This window comes from Enterobacter cloacae complex sp. HYC003_NIDB, assembly GCF_056673375.1.
This window is the reverse complement of sequence record NZ_CP114220.1, coordinates 585,369-604,383: the sequence shown is the minus strand read 5'-3', so window position 1 is coordinate 604,383 and position 19,015 is coordinate 585,369. Positions and strand designations below refer to the sequence as shown.

Genomic DNA, 19,015 nt, shown 5'->3' with positions numbered 1-19,015 from the left:
GAAACGAAACGAAAGATAGCGACACATTTGCCAGCGTCTGATGTGGAATTCACACGACTAAGGACTGAGTTATGCCACAAACCACTATCGCCACCACCGGCACCTGGACCGAAAAAGAGATCCGCCAGCAGCCAGCCAGCTGGCTTCGCTCGCTCAACAATATTGATAATCTGCGCGCGTCGATCGACAGTTTTCTGACGCCACTGTTGCGCAAACCCGATCTGCGGATCGTTCTGACCGGCGCGGGTACGTCTGCTTTTATCGGCGACATCATTGCGCCATGGCTTGCCAGCCACACGGGGAAAAACATCACCGCGATACCTACGACCGATCTGGTCACCAACCCGATGGATTATTTCAGCCCTGCGCACCCGCTGCTGCTGGTCTCTTTCGCCCGTTCTGGCAATAGCCCGGAGAGCGTCGCCGCCGTTGAGCTGGCGAATCAGTTTGTACCGGAGTGCTACCACCTGTCGATCACCTGTAATGAAGCAGGCAGCCTGTACCAGAATGCCGTCGACAGCGATAACGCCTGCGCTCTGCTCATGCCAGCCGAAACGCACGATCGCGGGTTCGCGATGACAAGCAGCATCACCACCATGATGGCGAGCTGCCTGGCGGTATTCGCACCGGAAACGATCAACAGCAAAACGTTCCGCGACGTGTCCGATCGCTGTCAGGCGATCCTCACATCGCTTGGCGATTTCAGTCCCGGCGTCTTTGGTAACGAACCGTGGAAACGCATTGTTTATCTGGGCAGCGGTGGATTACAGGGCGCCGCACGGGAGTCTGCGCTGAAGGTGCTGGAGCTGACCGCCGGCAAGCTGGCGGCATTCTACGATTCGCCAACGGGTTTCCGTCACGGGCCTAAGTCGCTGGTAGACAACGAAACGCTGGTCGTCGTGTTTGTCTCCAGCCATCCGTATACGCGTCAGTACGATCGGGATCTGCTCGCCGAGCTGCGACGCGATCGTCAGGCTATGCGCGTGGTAGCCATTGCAGCCGAAACGGATCCGGTCATTGAAGCTGGCCCGCATATCCTGCTGCCGCCTTCCCGTTCATTTAACGATATGGAGCAGGCGTTCTGCTTCCTGATGTACGCCCAGGTCTTCGCACTGACCCAGTCTCTGCACGTTGGCAATACGCCGGATACGCCATCCGCCAGCGGTACGGTTAACCGTGTGGTCCAGGGCGTCGTTATTCATCCGTGGCAGGCTTAAGAGGACAGGCTCATGAGTATTATTTCTACCAAATATCTTTTGCAGGACGCACAGGCGAAGGGCTATGCCGTTCCGGCCTTTAACATCCATAACGCCGAGACGATCCAGGCGATCCTCGAAGTCTGTAGCGAAATGCGATCGCCGGTGATCCTCGCGGGTACGCCGGGGACGTTTAAACATATTGCGCTGGAAGAGATCTACGCCTTGTGCAGCGCATATTCCCTTACTTATGACATGCCGCTGGCGCTACACCTCGATCACCACGAATCGCTGGACGACATTCGCCGCAAAGTCCATGCCGGCGTACGTAGCGCAATGATCGACGGTAGCCATTACCCCTTCGAACAAAACGTCAAGCTGGTGAAATCGGTCGTCGATTTCTGCCACCTCAACGACTGTAGCGTCGAGGCCGAACTGGGCCGACTGGGCGGAGTGGAAGATGACATGAGCGTCGACGCCGAAAGCGCGTTCCTGACCGACCCGCAGGAAGCAAAACGCTTTGTCGAACTAACAGGCGTGGACAGCCTCGCCGTTGCCATCGGTACCGCGCACGGTCTCTATACCAAACGCCCAAAAATCGACTTCCAGCGGCTGGCCGAGATCCGCGAGGTAGTGACAGTGCCGTTGGTGCTGCACGGTGCGAGTGATGTGCCGGATGAGGATGTGCGCCGCACCATTGAGCTGGGCGTCTGCAAAGTTAACGTCGCAACAGAGCTGAAAATCGCCTTCTCTGACGCAGTCAAAGCCTGGTTTGCCGAGAACCCACAGGGCAACGATCCGCGCTTCTACATGCGCGTCGGCATGGATGCCATGAAAGAGGTGGTCAGAAGCAAAATCACCGTTTGCGGCTCGGCGAACCGGCTGCTGCTTGCGACTGAAGCCTGAACCCATCGCGCATAACGTTAGTACCTAAAAAAATAACTATAAGCCTCGCAAATATGAAGGCGCGTCCTTAAGCCGGACAGCGCCTTCCATTATCCTAAAAAACCGAGGAGTCCCTACATGACACAGGAAAAGTCGTTTAAATCGAAAGCGTGGGAGTTTTTCCAGAGCCTGGGAAAGACGTTTATGTTCCCGGTCTCACTGTTGGCCTTTATGGGGTTGTTATTAGGTATCGGTAGTTCTGTCACCAGCCCTTCCACCATCAAAAGTTTTCCCTTTCTGGGCGGCGAGTTAACGCAGCTCACCTTTGGTTTTATCGCCATGGTCGGCGGCTTTGCTTTTACCTATCTGCCGCTGATGTTTGCCATGGCGATCCCGATGGGCCTTGCCAGACGTAATAAAGCGGTTGGCGCTTTTGCCGGATTCGTTGGCTACATGCTGATGAACATGAGCATCAACTACTACCTGACCGCCACCCACCAGCTTGCGGATGCCGCCACCATGAGACAGGTTGGACAATCCATCGTGCTTGGCATTCAAACGCTGGAGATGGGCGTGCTCGGCGGCATTGTGGTAGGGGTGATCACCTACTTCCTGCACGAACGTTTCCAGGACACGGTGCTGCACGACGCGTTTGCCTTCTTTAGCGGCATTCGTTTTGTGCCCATCATTACCGCCCTCACCCTGTCGCTGGTCGGCTTGTTTATCCCCCTGCTGTGGGAATATGTGGCAATGGGCATTGCCGGGATTGGTCATATCATCCAGAGCACCAGCGTCTTTGGGCCATTCCTGTATGGTGTGGGCGTACTGCTGCTCAAACCTTTTGGCCTACACCACATCCTGCTGGCGATGGTGCGCTTCACCCCGGCGGGGGGCATTGAGATGGTTAACGGCCAGGAAGTGGCCGGTGCGCTGAACATTTTCTACGCCGAGCTGAAAGCTGGCCTGCCGTTTAGTCCGCACGTTACGGCATTTTTATCGCAAGGGTTTATGCCGACCTTTATCTTCGGCCTGCCTGCCGTGGCTTACGCTATCTACCGCACCGCGCGCCCGGAAAACCGTCCGGTGATTAAAGGGCTGCTGCTTTCAGGCGTGCTGGTTTCAGTTGTCACGGGTATTTCAGAGCCGATTGAGTTCCTGTTCCTGTTTATTGCCCCTGTGCTTTACGCGTTTCATATCGTTATGTCTGGCCTGGCGCTGATGGTGATGGCGCTGCTCGGCGTCACCATCGGCAACACCGACGGCGGCATTCTGGATCTGCTGATCTTCGGCGTCATGCAGGGGATGTCGACCAAATGGTATCTGCTGTTCCCGGTGGGTATTGCCTGGTTTGTTATCTACTTCTTCGTCTTCCGCTGGTACATCCTCAGGCACGATATTAAAACGCCGGGCCGTGAGGTTGACGCGCAGGGTGCGCTCCAGGCGGTGGAAGCCAATACCCGGGCACGTGGAAAATCGAAATACGATCATGGGCTTATTCTTCGCGCGCTTGGCGGTAAAGAGAATATTGAGTCGCTCGACAACTGCATTACCCGCTTACGTCTGGTGGTAAAAGATATGGGGCTTATCGACCAGCAGGCGCTGAAGGCCGCGGGCGCCTTGTCAGTAGTGGTGCTTGATGCCCACAGCGTTCAGGTGATCATCGGTCCGCAGGTGCAGAGCGTCAAATCCGGCATTGAAGCCTTAATTTAACAGGGGGACGTTGTGTTTGATTTCGACAGAATCATTGAGCGTAAAAGCGATAAATGCCGTAAATGGGATCATACGTTTGTGTGCTCGCGTTTCGGTGATGTCCCGGAGGGATTTATCCCGCTGTGGATAGCAGACATGGATTTCACCTCGCCACCCGCCGTGATTGAAGGCTTCCAGCGCATCGTGGAGCATGGCACCTTCGGTTACACCTGGTGCTTCGACGAATTCTACGATGCGGTCATCGCCTTCCAGCGCACCCGTCATCAGGTTGAGGTGCATAAGTCATGGATCACCCTGACCTACGGCACCGTTTCCACGCTGCACTATACGGTTCAGGCGTTCTGCAAACCCGGCGACTGCGTGATGATGAATACCCCGGTGTATGACCCGTTTGCGATGGCGACACAGCGACAGGGCGTGCGGGTGCTTGCAAATCCGCTGAGCGTGAAGGAAAACCGCTATCAGCTGGATTTTAATCTGATTGAAGTTCAGCTCAAAACTCACCGTCCAAAACTGTGGTTCTTCTGCTCGCCGCATAACCCTTCGGGCCGAATCTGGCGCGCGGATGAGATACGTCAGGTGTCCGATCTCTGTAAGCGCTACGGCACGATTCTGGTGGTTGATGAGGTTCACGCCGAGCACATTCTGGACGGTACATTCGTCAGTTGTCTGACTTCGGGCTGTGCCGCCCAGGACAACCTGATTGTGCTGACCTCCCCCAATAAAGCCTTCAACCTTGGCGGGCTAAAAACATCCTACTCAATGATTCCAGACGATTCGCTGCGCCAGCGTTTCCGCCAGCAACTGGAGAAGAACTCCATTACCTCGCCCAATATCTTCGGCGTGTGGGGAATTATTCTGGCTTATCAGCAAGGTCTGCCATGGCTCGACGCGCTGAATGGTTATCTGCGCGGCAATGCCCGCTACCTTGCGGATGCCATCCAGACCCATTTCCCTGCATGGAAGATGATGAACCCGGAGTCGTCGTATCTCGCCTGGATAGACGTCAGTGCGGACGATCGCAGTGCGACGGCGCTAACTCAACATTTCGCAAAACAGGCTGGCGTGGTCATTGAAGATGGCAGCCACTACGTACAAAACGGCGAAAACTACCTGCGTATTAACTTCGGCACCCAGCGCTACTGGCTGGAACAGTCCATCAACCGAATGCTGAAGCATTACTGATAAGGATCTTACCCCGATGAAAAAAATGCTCACTCTCTCGCTGCTGACTCTCTGTGTTTCTCATGGTGCGGCGGCAGCAAACTACGCGCTCAGTAACGACAATATTGCCCTTTTGTTTGATGATGCAAACGCAACGGTAGTGGTAACGGACAGCAAAGCTAACCATCCGCTCACGCCCCAGGAGTTGTTCTTTCTGACGCTACCGGATGAAACAAAAATCCACACCGCTGATTTCAAAATCAAGCACGTCGAAAAGCAGGACAATGCGATAGTCATCGACTTTACGCATCCGGATTTTATCGTAACGGTGAAACTGAACCTGGTGAAGGGAAAATACGCCAGCATTGGCTACACCATCGCCGCCGTCGGGCAGCCGCGGGACGTAGCGAAAATTACCTTCTTCCCGACGAAGAAGCAGTCTCAGGCACCTTACGTTGACGGGGCGATTAACAGCTCGCCAATCGTGGCCGACTCGTTCTTCATCCTGCCAGACAAACCGATTGTGAATACTTACGCTTATGAAGCCACCACGAACCTCAACGTGGAGCTGAAAACGCCAATTCTGCCTGAGACACCGGTTAGTTTTACCACCTGGTTCGGCACTTTCCCGGAAACTAATCAGCTGCGCCGCAGCGTAAACCAGTTTATCGATGCCGTGCGTCCGCGGCCTTATAAGCCTTACCTGCACTACAACAGCTGGATGGACATCGGCTTCTTTACCCCTTACTCCGAGCAGGATGTCATTGGGCGGATGGACGAATGGAATAAAGAATTTATTGCCGGACGCGGGGTGGCGCTGGACGCGTTCCTGCTGGACGATGGCTGGGACGATCGCACCGGACGCTGGCTGTTTGGCCCGGCATTCAGCAACGGTTTTGGCAAAGTCAGGGAAAAAGCCGACAGCCTGCATAGCTCGGTTGGGCTGTGGCTTTCTCCGTGGGGCGGATACAACAAGCCGCGCGATATTCGCGTCTCGCATGCAAAAGAGTATGGTTTCGAAACCGTAGACGGCAAGCTGGCGCTGTCGGGGCCGAACTATTTTAAAAACTTTAACGATCAGATCATCAAGCTGATCAAAAACGAGCATATTACCTCGTTCAAGCTCGACGGAATGGGTAATGCCAATTCGCATATCAAGGGCAGCCCATTTGCATCGGATTTTGACGCGTCCATTGCCCTGCTGCACAACATGCGCAGCGCAAACCCGAACCTGTTTATCAACCTGACCACCGGCACCGACGCCAGCCCGTCCTGGCTGTTCTATGCTGATTCAATCTGGCGTCAGGGCGATGATATCAACCTGTACGGCCCCGGCACGCCAGTGCAGCAGTGGATGACCTACCGCGATGCCGAAACCTGGCGATCCATCGTGCGTAAAGGTCCGCTGTTCCCGCTGAACTCACTGATGTACCACGGGATCGTCAGCGCAGAGAACGCTTACTATGGACTCGAGAAAGTGCAAACAGACAGCGATTTTGCCGATCAGGTCTGGAGCTACTTCGCAACCGGAACTCAGCTTCAGGAGCTGTACATTACGCCGTCCATGCTGAATAAGGCGAAGTGGGATACCCTGGCGCAGGCGGCGAAATGGTCGCGTGAGAATGCCAGCGTGCTGGTGGATACTCACTGGATTGGCGGTGACCCAACTTCGCTTGAGGTTTACGGCTGGGCCTCATGGAGTAAAGACAAAGCGATTTTTGGCTTACGCAACCCATCGGATAAGCCGCAACGTTACTTCCTGGATTTAACCAAAGATTTTGAAGTCCCGGCAGGAGAGCGTTCGCAGTTTACCCTGAAAGCCGTGTACGGCAGTAATTCGACCGTACCAGAGGAGTATAAAAACGCTGTGGTGATTACGCTGCAACCGCTGGAAACGCTGGTGTTTGAGGCGATGCCGGAGAAATAGTGAGGCTTTGATACGGTGTAGACCGGGTAAGGCGAAGCCGCCACCCGGCAAAACAGGCGGCAGGGTCTTACTCCCCCTGCTGCTCCAGCGCATATTTATACAGCGCATTTTTCTTCACGCCGTGGATCTCCGCCGCCAGCGCAGCCGCTTTTTTCAGAGGAAGTTCAGCCTGTAGCAGGGCCAGCGTACGCAGCGCATCGGCAGGCAGAGCGTCTTCCTGCGCTTTGTGGCCTTCAACAATCAGCACCATTTCGCCCTTGCGGCGGTTTTCATCCTCTTTCACCCACGCCAGCAGTTCGCCAACCGGCGCACCGTGAATGGTTTCCCACGTTTTGGTCAGCTCGCGCGCCAGCACCACATAGCGGGCTTCGCCCCAGACGGTCACCATATCTTCCAGGCTTTCCAGCAAACGGTGGGTTGATTCGTAGAAGATCAACGTACGCGGTTCAGCTTCCAGATCCTTTAACACATCGCGACGGCCTTTGGATTTAGCAGGCAGGAAGCCTTCGTAGCAGAAACGATCGGACGGCAGACCCGCAGCGCTTAACGCCGCAATCGCCGCGCACGGCCCCGGCAGCGGCACAACGCGGATGCCTGCTTCCCGGCAGGTGCGTACCAGATGGTAGCCCGGATCGTTGATCAGCGGCGTTCCCGCATCGGAGACCAGCGCGATGTTCTGCCCTTCTTTAAGCTTCGCCACCAGCGTTTCGGCTTTTTGTTGCTCATTGTGATCGTGCAGGGCAAACAAACGGGCGTTGATGGCAAAGTGTTGTAGCAGTAAACCGGTATGACGGGTGTCTTCAGCCGCAATTAAATCAACAGCTTGCAATACGGTGAGCGCACGTTGGGTAATATCAGACAAATTCCCGATAGGAGTAGGTACAATATAAAGCTGGCCTTGAGAATTATCTGCCGTTTCGTGTTGTTTCATTGTTTCGTCCGTATTGCCGATTTAATATTGAGCATTGCGTAAAAAAATCACTGGATACAGTATGGTACCGTTAACGTTTCTTCGAAAAAAAGCCGCGCACAGCGTGCCCCTCCTGCTGGCAGCCCTGATCTTTACCGGCTGCGGCACCCAGGCACCTGACCAGAGCACTGCTCATATGCAGGGATCCGCTCAGGCTGATTCTGGCTTTTATCTGCAACAAATGTCGCAGAGTACAAATGATACCAGGATCAACTGGCAATTACTCGCCATTCGTGCACTGCTGAAAGAAGGGAAAACCCAGCAGGCCGCCGAGCTGTTCAGCCAGCTGCCGCAGGATCTTAACGACAATCAGCGCCATGAGCAGACGCTGCTGTCGGCAGAACTGAAGGTCGCGCAAAAAGATTACGACGGCGCGAAGAAGATCCTCGGCACCATCGATCTCAGCACGCTGGATAAAAACCAGCAGGCCCGTTTCTGGCAGGCCGGTATCACCGCTGAGCAGGGTCGCCCTTCCCTGACGCTACTCCGCGCGCTGATTGCCCAGGAGCCTCTGCTCGCGGGTGCGGACAAGCAAAAAAATATTGACGCAACCTGGCAGGCGCTCGCCTCCATGACCCAGGATCAGGCCAAGGCGCTGGTAATCAACGCCGATGAAAATGTCCTGCAAGGCTGGCTGGATCTGCAACAGATGTGGTTCAACAACCGCAGCGATCCGAACATGCTGAAAGCCGGCATTACCGACTGGCAAAAGCGTTACCCGCAAAACCCGGGAGCGAAAATGCTGCCAACGCAGCTGGTGAACGTGCAAAACTTTAAGCCCGCCTCCACCAGCAAAATTGCCCTGCTGCTGCCGTTAAACGGTCAGGCTGCGGTGTTTGGTCGCGCCATTCAGCAAGGTTTTGAAGCCGCGAAAAACGGCACCACCGCCGTCAGCGGCAGCGCGGTTCCGGCGCAGGCTGCACAGGCGGCGAATGTGAATGACGTTGTCAGCCCGTCCGCCGCCGAAACCAGCGACCTGACCACCGCGCAAACCCCTGCGCAGGGCACCATGCAGAATCCGGTTACTGCCCCAACGACGCAGCCTGCTACCCCAGCGCCTGCGGCAACACAGGCCCCGGCTGAAACACCGGCGCCCGCGACGGCAGAACAACCTCAGCCGCAAACCGAGCAGCCGGAACAGCAGCCATCAGCCCAGCCGCAGGCTGTGGTCACCACCAGCGCTAACCCTGGTGCAGAGTTGAAAATCTACGACACCAGCGCCCAGCCGCTTGACCAGGTGCTGGCGCAGGTTCAGCAGGACGGGGCCAGCATCGTTGTCGGCCCGCTGTTGAAAAACAACGTGGAAGCGCTGATGAAGAGCAACACCACGCTGAACGTGCTGGCGCTTAACCAGCCTGAGCAGGTTCAGAACCGCGCCAATATCTGTTACTTCGCCCTCTCTCCGGAGGATGAAGCCCGCGATGCGGCCCGCCATATTCACGAGCAGGGCAAGCAGGCGCCGCTGCTGCTGATCCCACGCAGCACGCTGGGCGATCGCGTTGCCAACGCGTTTGCGCAAGAGTGGCAGACCCTTGGCGGTGGCGTGGTGTTGCAGCAGAAATTTGGCTCAGCTTCCGAACTGAGAGCGGGCGTGAACGGCGGGGCAGGTATTGCCCTCAACGGTAGCCCGGTATCCGCCAGCCTGCCGCAGCAGCAGAGCGTCACCATCGGCGGTCTGACGATCCCGGCACCACCTACCGACGCGCAAATCAGCGGCGGCGGTAAAGTGGATTCGGCGTACATCGTCGCTACGCCGGAAGAGATCGCCTTTATCAAACCGATGATCGCCATGCGTAACGGCAGCCAGAGCGGTGCAACGCTCTACGCCAGCTCACGCAGCGCACAGGGTACCGCAGGCCCGGATTTCCGTCTGGAAATGGAAGGACTGCAATACAGCGAGATCCCCATGCTGGCAGGCAGCAACCCGCAGTTGATGCAGCAGGCGCTGGGCGCGGTGCGCAATGACTATTCCCTGGCGCGTCTGTACGCGATGGGCGTCGATGCCTGGGCGCTGGCAAACCACTTCACCCAGATGCGTCAGGTACCGGGCTTCGAGCTTAACGGGAATACCGGCGATCTGACCGCCGATCAGGATTGTGTGATTAACAGGAAGTTATCATGGCTCAAATACCAGCAGGGGCAGATTGTCCCGGCCAGTTAAGCCGTAAACAGACCGGCGACGCGTGGGAGTTAAAGGCGCGTCGCTGGCTTGAAGGCAAAGGACTGCGCTTTGTCGCCGCCAACGTTCGCGGGCGCGGCGGCGAGATTGACCTGATCATGAAAGACGGTCAGACCATCGTGTTTGTTGAAGTTCGCTTCCGACAGTCGTCCCGTTTTGGCGGTGCTGCCGCCAGCGTGACGCTCGCCAAACAACAAAAATTATTACAGACTGCCCACTTGTGGCTTGCCCGCCATAATGGGAGTTTTGATACTGTGGATTGCCGTTTCGATGTGGTAGCCTTCACCGGAAATGCGATCGACTGGCTTAAAAACGCGTTTGGCGAAGACGCATAAATAAGATTTTAAAGGGATACCGTGCTCGAACGAATTAAAGTGTGCTTCACAGAAAGCATTCAAACGCAGATTGCCGCGGCGGAAGCCCTTCCGGACGCGATCTCGCGTGCAGCGATGACGCTGGTTCAGTCGCTGCTCAACGGCAACAAAATCCTCTGTTGTGGCAATGGCACGTCCGCCGCCAACGCACAGCATTTTGCTGCCAGCATGATCAATCGCTTCGAAACCGAGCGCCCGAGTTTACCTGCCATTGCACTAAACACCGATAACGTGGTCTTAACTGCGATTGCCAACGATCGTCTGCATGACGAAATCTACGCCAAGCAGGTGCGCGCCTTAGGCCATGCCGGAGACGTGCTGCTGGCGATCTCCACGCGCGGTAACAGCCGGGATATCGTTAAAGCGGTTGAAGCGGCCGTGACCCGGGATATGACGATTGTCGCCCTGACCGGTTACGACGGCGGAGAGCTGGCTGGCCTGCTGGGGCCGCAGGATGTGGAGATCCGCATTCCTTCGCACCGTAGCGCCCGCATCCAGGAGATGCATATGCTCACGGTGAACTGCTTATGCGATCTGATCGATAACACGCTTTTCCCTCACCAGGATGATTAAGGAGTTCTCATGAAGGTTTTATCGGCCCTTGCAGTCGTGATGTCTGCATTACTGCTTCAGGGATGCATCGCTGCCGCTGTAGTCGGCACCGCAGCGGTCGGCACCAAAGCAGCGACCGATCCGCGCACCGTTGGGACGCAGGTGGATGACGGTACGCTTGAGCTGCGCGTAAACAGTGCGCTGTCGAAAGACGAGCAGATCAAGAAGGAAGCACGCATCAACGTGACGGCTTATCAGGGCAAAGTGCTGCTGGCAGGCCAGGCGCCAAATCCTGAACTCGCCTCGCGCGCCAAACAGATTGCGATGGGTGTGGAAGGTACGGCGGAAGTGTTTAACGAGATCCGCCAGGGCCAGCCGATTGGTCTCGGCACCGCGTCATCTGATACCTGGATCACCACCAAAGTGCGTTCCCAGCTGCTGGGTACCGACCAGGTGAAATCCTCAAACGTGAAAGTGACCACGGAGAACGGCGAAGTGTTCCTGCTGGGTCTGGTGACGGAACGTGAAGGGAAAGCGGCGGCGGATATCGCCAGCCGGGTGAGCGGCGTGAAACACGTCACCACCGCCTTTACTTACATTAAGTAATTACCACCTGACTACAGGCCCGGTAAGCGCTAGCGCCACCGGGCTTTTTTCACACAAGCGCCATACTCCCCACAATAACTCCGCTCAACGCCACCAGCCCCGCAGTCAGCCACAGCGCTTTCGCCGGGAATGACTTACGCAGCATGATAAGCGACGGCAGGCTCACCGCCGGCAGCGTGATGAGCAGCGCCAGCGCCGGTGCGGTCCCCATACCAGCCATCATCATGGTCTGAATAATCGGGATCTCCGCCGCGGTTGGGATCACAAACAGGCACCCGGCCACCGCCATCGCAATCACCCACATCAGCGTGTTGTCGATAGCGCCATCCGCATGCGGGAACAGCCAGACGCGCGCCGCCCCCAGCACCAGTACGGCCAGGATATAGACCGGAATGGTGCTCCAGAAAAGCTGCCACAGCGCTTTGCCCCAGCGAGCAAAGAAATTGCCCTGCGGCTCGCTGACGTCCAGCTCAACGGAGGCAGGCCCGGCCTCGTTGTCTTTCACCAGGTGCTGCACCAGCGTAGCGACAAGCACCACCGTCAGCAGGCCAGCCGCCAGACGGATAAACGCGAAATGCCAGCCGAGAACGAAGCCCATAAACACCAGCGTTGCCGGGTTCAGCAGGGGGTTACCCATCCAGAAGGCAAGCGCGCCGCCCATCGACACGCGCTGTCGGCGCATACCCGCCGCCACCGGTGCGGCGCAGCAGGAGCACATCATGCCCGGCAGGGAGAAAATCGTCCCCAGTAGCGTGCCCTGCAAGCGCGGCTGTCCCAGGGTTTTCACCAGCCAGTTACGCGGGATAAGTACCTGAATCAGCGAGCCCAGCAATACGCCCAATACCGCCGCTTTCCAGACGGCAAGAAAATAGACCATGGCGTAATCCCACGCCGCGCGTAGCGGGCTGGAATCGGCCTGCGCGAGAATCGATTTACCGATGCTGTGGGTGTCGGCGGCGGTGAAGGCTTTACCGTAGTACGGCTGCCATTTCACATACCAGAGGCCAATGATGACCACGAGAAAGAAGAGTGCGGGCTTCCACCACTGAACAGGTGTTGCCGCCTGAGATGAAGACTGACCAGTCATACCATTCCCCGGAAGGTGTTATTTAATAAGCCGGGGAAGTTTACGCCTCGCCCTGCGCGATTTCACGCAGTTTTGCCGAAGGGATAATATTAACCCCCTCCTGCGACGGAGCCAGCGCCTCTTTTAGCATCGCCAGCGCGACATCCCGCGCCTCGATGGACTTCCAGTTACCCGGCAGGATACGAAACAGCGGAGCGAAAAATGACTCGTTAAAACGACGTTCGTCACGGTGCCCCATCAGCATGGAAGGCCGCGCGATGGTCAGGCGCTCCCATTTCTGCGCGATTAACGCCTCTTCCATTTTGCCCTTCACCTGGTTGTAAAAAAACGGCGAGCCTGCGTTCGCGCCGTGCGCGCTGACTACCAGGAAATGTTTTGCGCCCAGCTTTTTCGCCGTCAGGGCGGTATCCACCACCAGTGTGTAATCCGCATGGACAAAAGCTTCTTTACTGCCCGCTTCCCGTCGGGTGGTGCCAAGGCAGCAAAAGGCGATATCAATGGGATCCTGCACCTGCGCCAGCGCGTCGGTGAGCTGTGGATCGTGCGGGTTATAGACGCCGGTGATATCCAACAGCGGGCGACGCGTCGGGGCGGCGATATAATTGATATGCCGATCCTGGATCAGCAGCCGCAGCAGATGTCCACCCACCAGCCCGGTTGCGCCGGTAATCAGTACCTGACTCATCTTATCCCCTTTACAGAATTGTCCGTTTGCGTTCTGGGCCTGCTCTACCACACTTAAAAGTCTGTTACCGGTAAGTATTTACCACAAACGGGAAAAAAACAGTCTGAAGCGAAAACAACGGAGGAAGCATGGGTAAAAAAATCGCAGTCTTGATTACCGACGAGTTTGAAGATTCAGAATTTACGTCGCCAGCAGAGGCATTCCGCAAGGCGGGCCACGAGGTGGTCACCATCGAGAAAGAAGCGGGTAAAACCGTGAAGGGCCATAAGGGCGAAGCCAGCGTGACCATTGACGAATCCATTGATAACGTCAGCCCGTCGGATTTCGACGCCCTGCTGTTACCGGGCGGTCATTCACCGGATTCCCTGCGCGGAGACGAGCGTTTCGTCACCTTTACCCGTGACTTCGTCGGCACCGGTAAACCGGTATTTGCCATTTGCCACGGTCCGCAGCTGCTGATCAGCGCCGAGGTGGTACGCGGGCGTAAGCTCACCGCGGTGAAGCCGATCGTTATCGATCTGAAAAACGCGGGAGCCGAGTTCTACGATCAGGAAGTGGTGAACGATAACGATCAGCTGATCACCAGCCGTACACCGGACGATCTGCCGGCGTTTAACCGTGAAGCGCTACGCCTGCTCGGCGCGTAACCAGTGCAGCTTCTTGCCAAAGCCCAGGGTGTTGTCGGTAAATTTCAGCTCATCAAGGCGGATTTCCCACACCGGGGCTTTTAGCGCCGCGGCCACCGGGAAGCGGCGCGTATAGCGTTTACGTTGCGCGTCGCTCTCCTCACCTTCCAGGCGACGAATTTCGCCTTTAAACTGGACCCCGCGGATCAGCGCAACGGTTTTAGGCTGACCGTTTACCGTGCCCGCCACTTTTGCCCGCTGGCCCGTCATCTGCGCATGCCGCGTTTTATCTTCGCTCATCACGTAAAAGGCCACGCGCTCGGGATCGTAGTAATAAAAGGCATTTGCGCACCACATCTCCTCGTCTTTACAGACGCACCAGGTCACGACATGCTGCTTTGCCAGCCAGCGGTTAATGGCGGCCAGTGTTTCCATTTTCGCTCTCTCTCATGCTATGGTGCGTTCACCTTAACATACTGAATCTGTTTACCGTGTGCTGGTTTCTCTATCTTGTCCGAACCGCTGATAACGCACTCTACACCGGGATCACTACCGATGTGGCACGGCGTTTTTTACAACATCAAACGGGGAAAGGGGCGAAGGCGCTGCGGGGGAAAGGTGAACTTCAGTTAGCGTTTTCAGCCGCCGTGGGCGACAGATCCCTGGCGCTCAGGCTGGAATACCGCATCAAGCAGCTGACGAAGCGCCAGAAAGAGCGTCTCGTCAACGGGGACGGCTCTTTCGAGGCGCTACGCGAAAGCCTGCTTAAAAACGATTGAAATGATCGTGGTACTCCACCAGACCGGTAACGCCGTCGAGCGCATCATCCGCCAGAGGATGCACCAGGAAAGATGTTTCCGTGCCCGGCCAGTGGCAGCGCAGATCGTATCTGGACGCTGGCTTAAAACCTAAACGTTCGTAGAACGCCGGATCGCCCAGAACGACGACAGCGGCATAGCCAAATTCATTCAGTGAATCCAGCCCTTCATAGACCAGCTGGCGCGCCAGGCCCTGGCCACGGTAGTTTTCATCCACCGCCAGCGGCGCCATGCCGACCCACTGTAACTCTTCACCCTGCACAATCACCGGGCTGAAGGCCACGTAGCCGACCACCTGCCCTTCATCGTCGGTGGCAACCAGGCCCAGCGTAATCAGGCCATCTTCGCGAAGATCGTGAACCAGTTGGGCTTCGGCGTCGCCTGCAAAAGAGCGGCGTAACAACGCATCGATACCCGGCGCATCAATCCCAATTTCGACTCGAATCAGCATGGCTCACCTACTGAAGTGTGTTTACTGTCCGGCGGGGTTTTTAGCCCGGCCTCAACGAAATCTGCCATTTGCATCAACATCATACGCAGCGCTTTCGGCATCTGCTCCAGCTCAATGGCATCCATTAAATTTTTGACGTACAGACCGAGCTCCGTGTCGCCTTCAATCACCAGACGACGCTGGAAGAAGAGGGTGTCCGGATCCTGTTTGCGCGCGGCGATCATCAGCAGATCGCTGGCATCCGCGCTAAAGCTGACATCCGCCTCGGCGGTTTCACGGACGATCAGCCGATCGTTCTCAACGGAAGTAAACCAGCGCAACCCGATATCGCGCACTTCAATCTTTAACCAGCGGCCTTCCAGAAACTCCAGCTCACCGTCCTGAAGCGCCTGGCGGAACTGCCAGCTCAGTACCTGTTCCAGCACCTGGCGTTTAAGCGCGAACGGCGCCAGTTTTACCGGCACGCTCAGCATTGATGGACCAAATTGTACGAGACGTGAACGCAGTTTATCCAGCACGAGCTTTACTCCCTGATAGCTATAGTCCTGCTATTTTGCCATATCCCGACAAGAAGATAGCGGCGTAAATCAACAAACCGTTGTCCGGTATACCTCATTATTGGTGCCATCAATACGCCATTAGCTGCCTTAAATCAAAAATTGTCGCGTATGGGTTAATTAAAATCCCAGCTCGTTAACATTTTTTACGATCCCTGCGATCGACAACATCGGGATAAATTATGGAGCTGCTCTGCCCTGCCGGAAACCTTCCGGCGCTTAAGGCGGCCATCGAAAATGGGGCCGATGCGGTCTATATCGGGCTGAAAGATGATACCAACGCCCGCCATTTTGCGGGTCTTAACTTTACGGAGAAAAAGCTTCAGGAAGCCGTTAACTTCGTTCACCAGCACCGGCGCAAACTGCACATCGCCATCAATACCTTTGCCCATCCTGATGGCTATGCCCGCTGGCAGCGCGCCGTGGATATGGCGGCCCAGCTGGGCGCCGATGCGCTGATCCTGGCCGACCTCGCCATGCTTGAGTATGCGGCAGAACGTTATCCGCATATTGAGCGCCACGTCTCTGTTCAGGCATCGGCCACCAATGAAGAGGCCGTGCGTTTTTATCATCGACACTTTGACGTAGCCCGCGTGGTGCTGCCGCGCGTGCTCTCTATTCATCAGGTTAAGCAACTGGCGCGCGTCACGCCAGTGCCGCTGGAGGTTTTTGCCTTCGGCAGCCTGTGCATCATGGCCGAAGGCCGCTGCTATCTTTCTTCCTATCTCACCGGGGAATCGCCAAATACCGTCGGCGCCTGCTCGCCTGCCCGCTTCGTTCGCTGGCAGCAAACACCGCAGGGACTGGAGTCACGCCTGAATGACGTGTTAATTGACCGCTATCAGGACGGTGAAAACGCGGGGTATCCGACACTGTGTAAGGGCCGCTATCTGGTGGACGGCGAGCGCTACCACGCGCTGGAGGAGCCCACCAGCCTCAACACGCTGGAATTGCTGCCGGAACTGCTGGCCGCCAATATTGCCTCGGTGAAAATCGAAGGCCGCCAGCGCAGCCCGGCCTACGTGAGCCAGGTGGCGAAGGTGTGGCGTCAGGCCATCGACCGCTGCATGGCGGACCCGCAAAACTATGCTCCACAAGCGGCCTGGATGGAGACGCTCGGCGCGATGTCTGAAGGCACCCAAACTACGCTCGGCGCGTACCACCGTAAATGGCAGTGAGATAATCATGAAATATTCATTAGGGCCGGTGCTTTACTACTGGCCAAAAGAGACGCTGGAAGATTTTTACCAGCAGGCGGCTAACAGCAGCGCCGATGTGATTTACCTCGGCGAAGCGGTGTGCAGCAAGCGCCGCGCCACCAAAGTGGGCGACTGGCTGGATATAGCGAAAAACCTGGCCGGCAGCGGCAAGCAGGTGGTGCTCTCGACGCTGGCGCTGGTGCAGGCGTCCTCTGAACTGGGCGAGCTGAAGCGCTACGTCGAAAACGGTGAGTTCCTGCTGGAGGCGAGCGACCTGGGCGTGGTAAACCTGTGTGCCGAGCGTAAGCTGCCGTTTGTCGCCGGACATGCGCTGAACTGCTATAACGCGGTGACCCTGCGCCTGTTGCTCAAACAGGGGATGACCCGCTGGTGCATGCCGGTTGAGCTCTCCCGCGACTGGCTGGCCAACCTGCTCACACAGTGCGAAGAGCTGGGCATTCGCAACAAGTTTGAAGTGGAGGTTCTGAGCTACGGCCATCTGCCGCTGGCCTACTCTGCCCGCTGCTTCACCGCACGTTCCGAAGATCGCCCGAAAGACGAGTGCGAAACCTGCTGCATTAAGTACCCGAACGGCCGCAGTATGCTGTCGCAGGAGAACCAGCAGGTGTTTGTCCTCAACGGCATTCAGACCATGAGCGGTTACGTCTATAACCTCGGCAACGAACTGGCGTCAATGCACGGGCTGGTGGATATGGTGCGTCTTTCGCCGCTTGATACCGGCGTTTTCGCGATGCTGGACGCCTTCCGCGCCAACGAAAACGGCGCCTCACCGCTGCCGTTGACGGCAAACAGCGACTGCAACGGTTACTGGAGACGTCTCGCCGGGCTGGAATTGCAGGCGTAAAAAAGGCTCACTTTGTTAACAACGGTTATCATTTTTTAATGCAGTATTAAAGATTGACCGTCGACAAAGTGAGCTGTTATGACTGACAAAACCATTCCGTTTTCGGTGCTGGATCTGGCGCCGATTCCACAAGGCTCCTCGGCCAGAGAAGCCTTCACGCACTCTCTCGATCTTGCTCAGCTTGCCGAAAAGCGCGGCTATCACCGCTACTGGCTGGCGGAGCACCACAATATGGTGGGCATCGCCAGCGCCGCCACCTCGGTGCTGATTGGCTATCTGGCGGCGAATACCACCACTCTGCACCTGGGATCCGGCGGTGTGATGCTGCCGAACCACGCCCCGCTGGTGATTGCCGAGCAGTTCGGGACGCTGAATACCCTTTATCCGGGCCGTATTGATCTAGGGCTTGGCCGCGCGCCGGGCAGCGACCAGCCGACCATGCGCGCCCTGCGTCGCCATATGAGCGGCGATATCGATAACTTCCCGCGCGATGTGGCCGAGCTGGTGGACTGGTTTGACGCGCGGGATCCGAACCCGCACGTGCGTCCTGTGCCGGGGTACGGGGAAAAGATCCCGGTATGGCTGTTAGGCTCAAGCCTGTACAGCGCGCAGCTCGCCGCTCAGCTGGGGCTGCCGTTCGCGTTCGCTTCCCACTTCGCACCGGATATGCTGCATCAGGCACTGCATCTTTATCGTACGCACTTCCAACCGTCTGAACGTCTGGAGAAGCCGTATGCGATGGTGTGTATCAATATCATTGCCGCCGACAGCAACCGCGACGCGGAATTCCTGTTTACCTCTATGCAGCAGGCGTTTGTGAAGCTGCGTCGCGGTGAGACGGGCCAGCTTCCACCGCCGGTAGAGAATATGCATCAGCTGTGGTCGGCCTCCGAGCAGTATGGCGTGCAGCAGGCTCTGAGTATGTCGCTGGTGGGTGATAAGGCGAAAGTGCGTCACGGGCTGGAGGCGGTGCTGCGTGAAACCCAGGCGGATGAGATTATGGTTAACGGCCAGATTTTCGATCACCAGGCGCGTCTGCATTCGTTTGATTTGGCGATGCAGGTGAAAGAGGAGTTGGTGGGGTAGTTTTTTGCTTTGCCCGGTGGCGCTTCGCTTACCGGGCCTACATTCTTTTCTCCCTCTCCCATGGGGAGAAGGCCGGGG

General features: G+C 56.8%; 20 protein-coding genes. 14 read left to right on the top strand and 6 right to left on the bottom strand.

The annotated features are described in order from the left end of the window. Window positions 1-71 precede the first annotated feature (71 nt). The 5 genes from O1722_RS02885 to O1722_RS02865 all read left to right on the top strand — a co-directional run bounded on the left by O1722_RS02885 (window position 72) and on the right by O1722_RS02865 (window position 6,882). A complete protein-coding gene (locus O1722_RS02885; protein ID WP_033487750.1) occupies window positions 72-1,217 on the top strand; it encodes an SIS domain-containing protein in 1,146 nt (381 codons plus the stop codon). Between the two features lie 12 nt (window positions 1,218-1,229). Continuing rightward, complete coding sequence (kbaY, locus tag O1722_RS02880) at window positions 1,230-2,102, top strand: tagatose-bisphosphate aldolase subunit KbaY (protein WP_032672044.1); 873 nt, start codon at window positions 1,230-1,232, stop codon at window positions 2,100-2,102. Between the two features lie 117 nt (window positions 2,103-2,219). Continuing rightward, a complete protein-coding gene (gene malX, locus O1722_RS02875; RefSeq protein WP_033487751.1) occupies window positions 2,220-3,791 on the top strand; it encodes a maltose/glucose-specific PTS transporter subunit IIBC in 1,572 nt (523 codons plus the stop codon). 12 nt (window positions 3,792-3,803) lie between these two features. Continuing rightward, window positions 3,804-4,976 carry a MalY/PatB family protein gene (locus tag O1722_RS02870; protein ID WP_023304486.1) on the top strand — a complete coding sequence of 391 codons (1,173 nt, stop codon included), beginning with the start codon at window positions 3,804-3,806 and terminating at the stop codon, window positions 4,974-4,976. Window positions 4,977-4,992: 16 nt separating this feature from the next. After that, window positions 4,993-6,882 carry an alpha-galactosidase gene (locus O1722_RS02865; RefSeq protein ID WP_033487752.1) on the top strand — a complete coding sequence of 630 codons (1,890 nt, stop codon included), beginning with the start codon at window positions 4,993-4,995 and terminating at the stop codon, window positions 6,880-6,882. 67 nt (window positions 6,883-6,949) lie between these two features. On the opposite strand, the gene rsmI is transcribed toward O1722_RS02865, so the two are convergent. After that, complete coding sequence (rsmI, locus tag O1722_RS02860) at window positions 6,950-7,813, bottom strand: 16S rRNA (cytidine(1402)-2'-O)-methyltransferase (RefSeq protein WP_029739643.1); 864 nt, start codon at window positions 7,811-7,813, stop codon at window positions 6,950-6,952. A gap of 61 nt (window positions 7,814-7,874) precedes the next feature. On the opposite strand from rsmI, the gene O1722_RS02855 reads away from it, so the two are divergent. The 4 genes from O1722_RS02855 to dolP are packed head-to-tail and all read left to right on the top strand — an operon-like array spanning window position 7,875 to window position 11,563. Beyond that, on the top strand, window positions 7,875-10,013 hold the full coding sequence (locus O1722_RS02855) for a penicillin-binding protein activator (protein WP_033487753.1): 2,139 nt from the start codon (window positions 7,875-7,877) through the stop codon (window positions 10,011-10,013). After that, window positions 9,971-10,366 carry a YraN family protein gene (locus tag O1722_RS02850; protein ID WP_017382447.1) on the top strand — a complete coding sequence of 132 codons (396 nt, stop codon included), beginning with the start codon at window positions 9,971-9,973 and terminating at the stop codon, window positions 10,364-10,366. Before O1722_RS02855 ends, O1722_RS02850 begins: the two co-directional genes overlap by 43 nt. A 21-nt stretch (window positions 10,367-10,387) precedes the next feature. After that, the gene (diaA, locus tag O1722_RS02845) at window positions 10,388-10,978 is read left to right on the top strand and encodes a DnaA initiator-associating protein DiaA (RefSeq protein ID WP_003861754.1); all 591 of its coding nucleotides are present in this window, start codon (window positions 10,388-10,390) and stop codon (window positions 10,976-10,978) included. A 9-nt stretch (window positions 10,979-10,987) separates the two neighbouring features. Further along, on the top strand, window positions 10,988-11,563 hold the full coding sequence (gene dolP, locus O1722_RS02840; RefSeq protein WP_006812102.1) for a division/outer membrane stress-associated lipid-binding lipoprotein: 576 nt from the start codon (window positions 10,988-10,990) through the stop codon (window positions 11,561-11,563). A gap of 49 nt (window positions 11,564-11,612) precedes the next feature. On the opposite strand, the gene O1722_RS02835 is transcribed toward dolP, so the two are convergent. Continuing rightward, window positions 11,613-12,650, bottom strand: a complete 1,038-nt coding sequence (locus O1722_RS02835) for a permease (RefSeq protein WP_017693924.1) — start codon at window positions 12,648-12,650, stop codon at window positions 11,613-11,615. A gap of 40 nt (window positions 12,651-12,690) precedes the next feature. Further along, window positions 12,691-13,335: an NAD(P)H-binding protein gene (locus O1722_RS02830; protein WP_023304489.1), complete on the bottom strand. Its 645-nt coding sequence runs from the start codon at window positions 13,333-13,335 to the stop codon at window positions 12,691-12,693. A gap of 128 nt (window positions 13,336-13,463) precedes the next feature. On the opposite strand from O1722_RS02830, the gene O1722_RS02825 reads away from it, so the two are divergent. Beyond that, window positions 13,464-13,982 (top strand): type 1 glutamine amidotransferase domain-containing protein, encoded by a 519-nt coding sequence (locus O1722_RS02825; protein ID WP_015571965.1) that lies wholly within the window; start codon window positions 13,464-13,466, stop codon window positions 13,980-13,982. On the opposite strand, the gene O1722_RS02820 is transcribed toward O1722_RS02825, so the two are convergent. After that, window positions 13,962-14,396, bottom strand: coding sequence for a YhbP family protein (locus tag O1722_RS02820; RefSeq protein ID WP_015571966.1), 435 nt, complete (start codon window positions 14,394-14,396; stop codon window positions 13,962-13,964). The two genes, O1722_RS02825 and O1722_RS02820, sit on opposite strands and share 21 nt — an antisense overlap. A gap of 14 nt (window positions 14,397-14,410) precedes the next feature. Here O1722_RS02820 and O1722_RS02815 point away from each other — a divergent pair, with 14 nt between their 5' ends. Then, window positions 14,411-14,740, top strand: a complete 330-nt coding sequence (locus tag O1722_RS02815; protein ID WP_003861768.1) for a GIY-YIG nuclease family protein — start codon at window positions 14,411-14,413, stop codon at window positions 14,738-14,740. Here the strand turns inward: O1722_RS02815 and O1722_RS02810 are convergent. Then, window positions 14,727-15,230 carry a GNAT family N-acetyltransferase gene (locus O1722_RS02810; protein ID WP_015571968.1) on the bottom strand — a complete coding sequence of 168 codons (504 nt, stop codon included), beginning with the start codon at window positions 15,228-15,230 and terminating at the stop codon, window positions 14,727-14,729. The two genes, O1722_RS02815 and O1722_RS02810, sit on opposite strands and share 14 nt — an antisense overlap. Further along, a complete protein-coding gene (gene ubiT, locus O1722_RS02805) occupies window positions 15,224-15,748 on the bottom strand; it encodes a ubiquinone anaerobic biosynthesis accessory factor UbiT (protein ID WP_003861771.1) in 525 nt (174 codons plus the stop codon). Before ubiT ends, O1722_RS02810 begins: the two co-directional genes overlap by 7 nt. A gap of 221 nt (window positions 15,749-15,969) precedes the next feature. On the opposite strand from ubiT, the gene ubiU reads away from it, so the two are divergent. From ubiU to O1722_RS02790, 3 genes are all read left to right on the top strand, one after another. Beyond that, complete coding sequence (ubiU, locus tag O1722_RS02800) at window positions 15,970-16,965, top strand: ubiquinone anaerobic biosynthesis protein UbiU (protein WP_003861773.1); 996 nt, start codon at window positions 15,970-15,972, stop codon at window positions 16,963-16,965. Between the two features lie 7 nt (window positions 16,966-16,972). Beyond that, the gene (locus O1722_RS02795) at window positions 16,973-17,851 is read left to right on the top strand and encodes a U32 family peptidase (protein ID WP_033487754.1); all 879 of its coding nucleotides are present in this window, start codon (window positions 16,973-16,975) and stop codon (window positions 17,849-17,851) included. 78 nt (window positions 17,852-17,929) lie between these two features. Beyond that, window positions 17,930-18,937 (top strand): luciferase-like monooxygenase, encoded by a 1,008-nt coding sequence (locus O1722_RS02790; RefSeq protein WP_032672051.1) that lies wholly within the window; start codon window positions 17,930-17,932, stop codon window positions 18,935-18,937. The last annotated feature ends 78 nt before the right edge of the window (window positions 18,938-19,015 follow it).

What these genes read in the sequence shown, in the direction of transcription:
- O1722_RS02885 (WP_033487750.1), top strand. Translation starts at nt 72, where the DNA reads ATGCCACAAACCACTATCGCCACCACCGGCACCTGGACCGAAAAAGAG.
- kbaY (WP_032672044.1), top strand. Translation starts at nt 1,230, where the DNA reads ATGAGTATTATTTCTACCAAATATCTTTTGCAGGACGCACAGGCGAAG.
- malX (WP_033487751.1), top strand. Translation starts at nt 2,220, where the DNA reads ATGACACAGGAAAAGTCGTTTAAATCGAAAGCGTGGGAGTTTTTCCAG.
- O1722_RS02865 (WP_033487752.1), top strand. Translation starts at nt 4,993, where the DNA reads ATGAAAAAAATGCTCACTCTCTCGCTGCTGACTCTCTGTGTTTCTCAT.
- rsmI (WP_029739643.1), bottom strand. Translation starts at nt 7,813, where the DNA reads ATGAAACAACACGAAACGGCAGATAATTCTCAAGGCCAGCTTTATATT.
- O1722_RS02855 (WP_033487753.1), top strand. Translation starts at nt 7,875, where the DNA reads ATGGTACCGTTAACGTTTCTTCGAAAAAAAGCCGCGCACAGCGTGCCC.
- O1722_RS02850 (WP_017382447.1), top strand. Translation starts at nt 9,971, where the DNA reads ATGGCTCAAATACCAGCAGGGGCAGATTGTCCCGGCCAGTTAAGCCGT.
- dolP (WP_006812102.1), top strand. Translation starts at nt 10,988, where the DNA reads ATGAAGGTTTTATCGGCCCTTGCAGTCGTGATGTCTGCATTACTGCTT.
- O1722_RS02835 (WP_017693924.1), bottom strand. Translation starts at nt 12,650, where the DNA reads ATGACTGGTCAGTCTTCATCTCAGGCGGCAACACCTGTTCAGTGGTGG.
- O1722_RS02830 (WP_023304489.1), bottom strand. Translation starts at nt 13,335, where the DNA reads ATGAGTCAGGTACTGATTACCGGCGCAACCGGGCTGGTGGGTGGACAT.
- O1722_RS02825 (WP_015571965.1), top strand. Translation starts at nt 13,464, where the DNA reads ATGGGTAAAAAAATCGCAGTCTTGATTACCGACGAGTTTGAAGATTCA.
- O1722_RS02820 (WP_015571966.1), bottom strand. Translation starts at nt 14,396, where the DNA reads ATGGAAACACTGGCCGCCATTAACCGCTGGCTGGCAAAGCAGCATGTC.
- O1722_RS02815 (WP_003861768.1), top strand. Translation starts at nt 14,411, where the DNA reads ATGCTATGGTGCGTTCACCTTAACATACTGAATCTGTTTACCGTGTGC.
- O1722_RS02810 (WP_015571968.1), bottom strand. Translation starts at nt 15,230, where the DNA reads ATGCTGATTCGAGTCGAAATTGGGATTGATGCGCCGGGTATCGATGCG.
- ubiU (WP_003861773.1), top strand. Translation starts at nt 15,970, where the DNA reads ATGGAGCTGCTCTGCCCTGCCGGAAACCTTCCGGCGCTTAAGGCGGCC.
- O1722_RS02795 (WP_033487754.1), top strand. Translation starts at nt 16,973, where the DNA reads ATGAAATATTCATTAGGGCCGGTGCTTTACTACTGGCCAAAAGAGACG.
- O1722_RS02790 (WP_032672051.1), top strand. Translation starts at nt 17,930, where the DNA reads ATGACTGACAAAACCATTCCGTTTTCGGTGCTGGATCTGGCGCCGATT.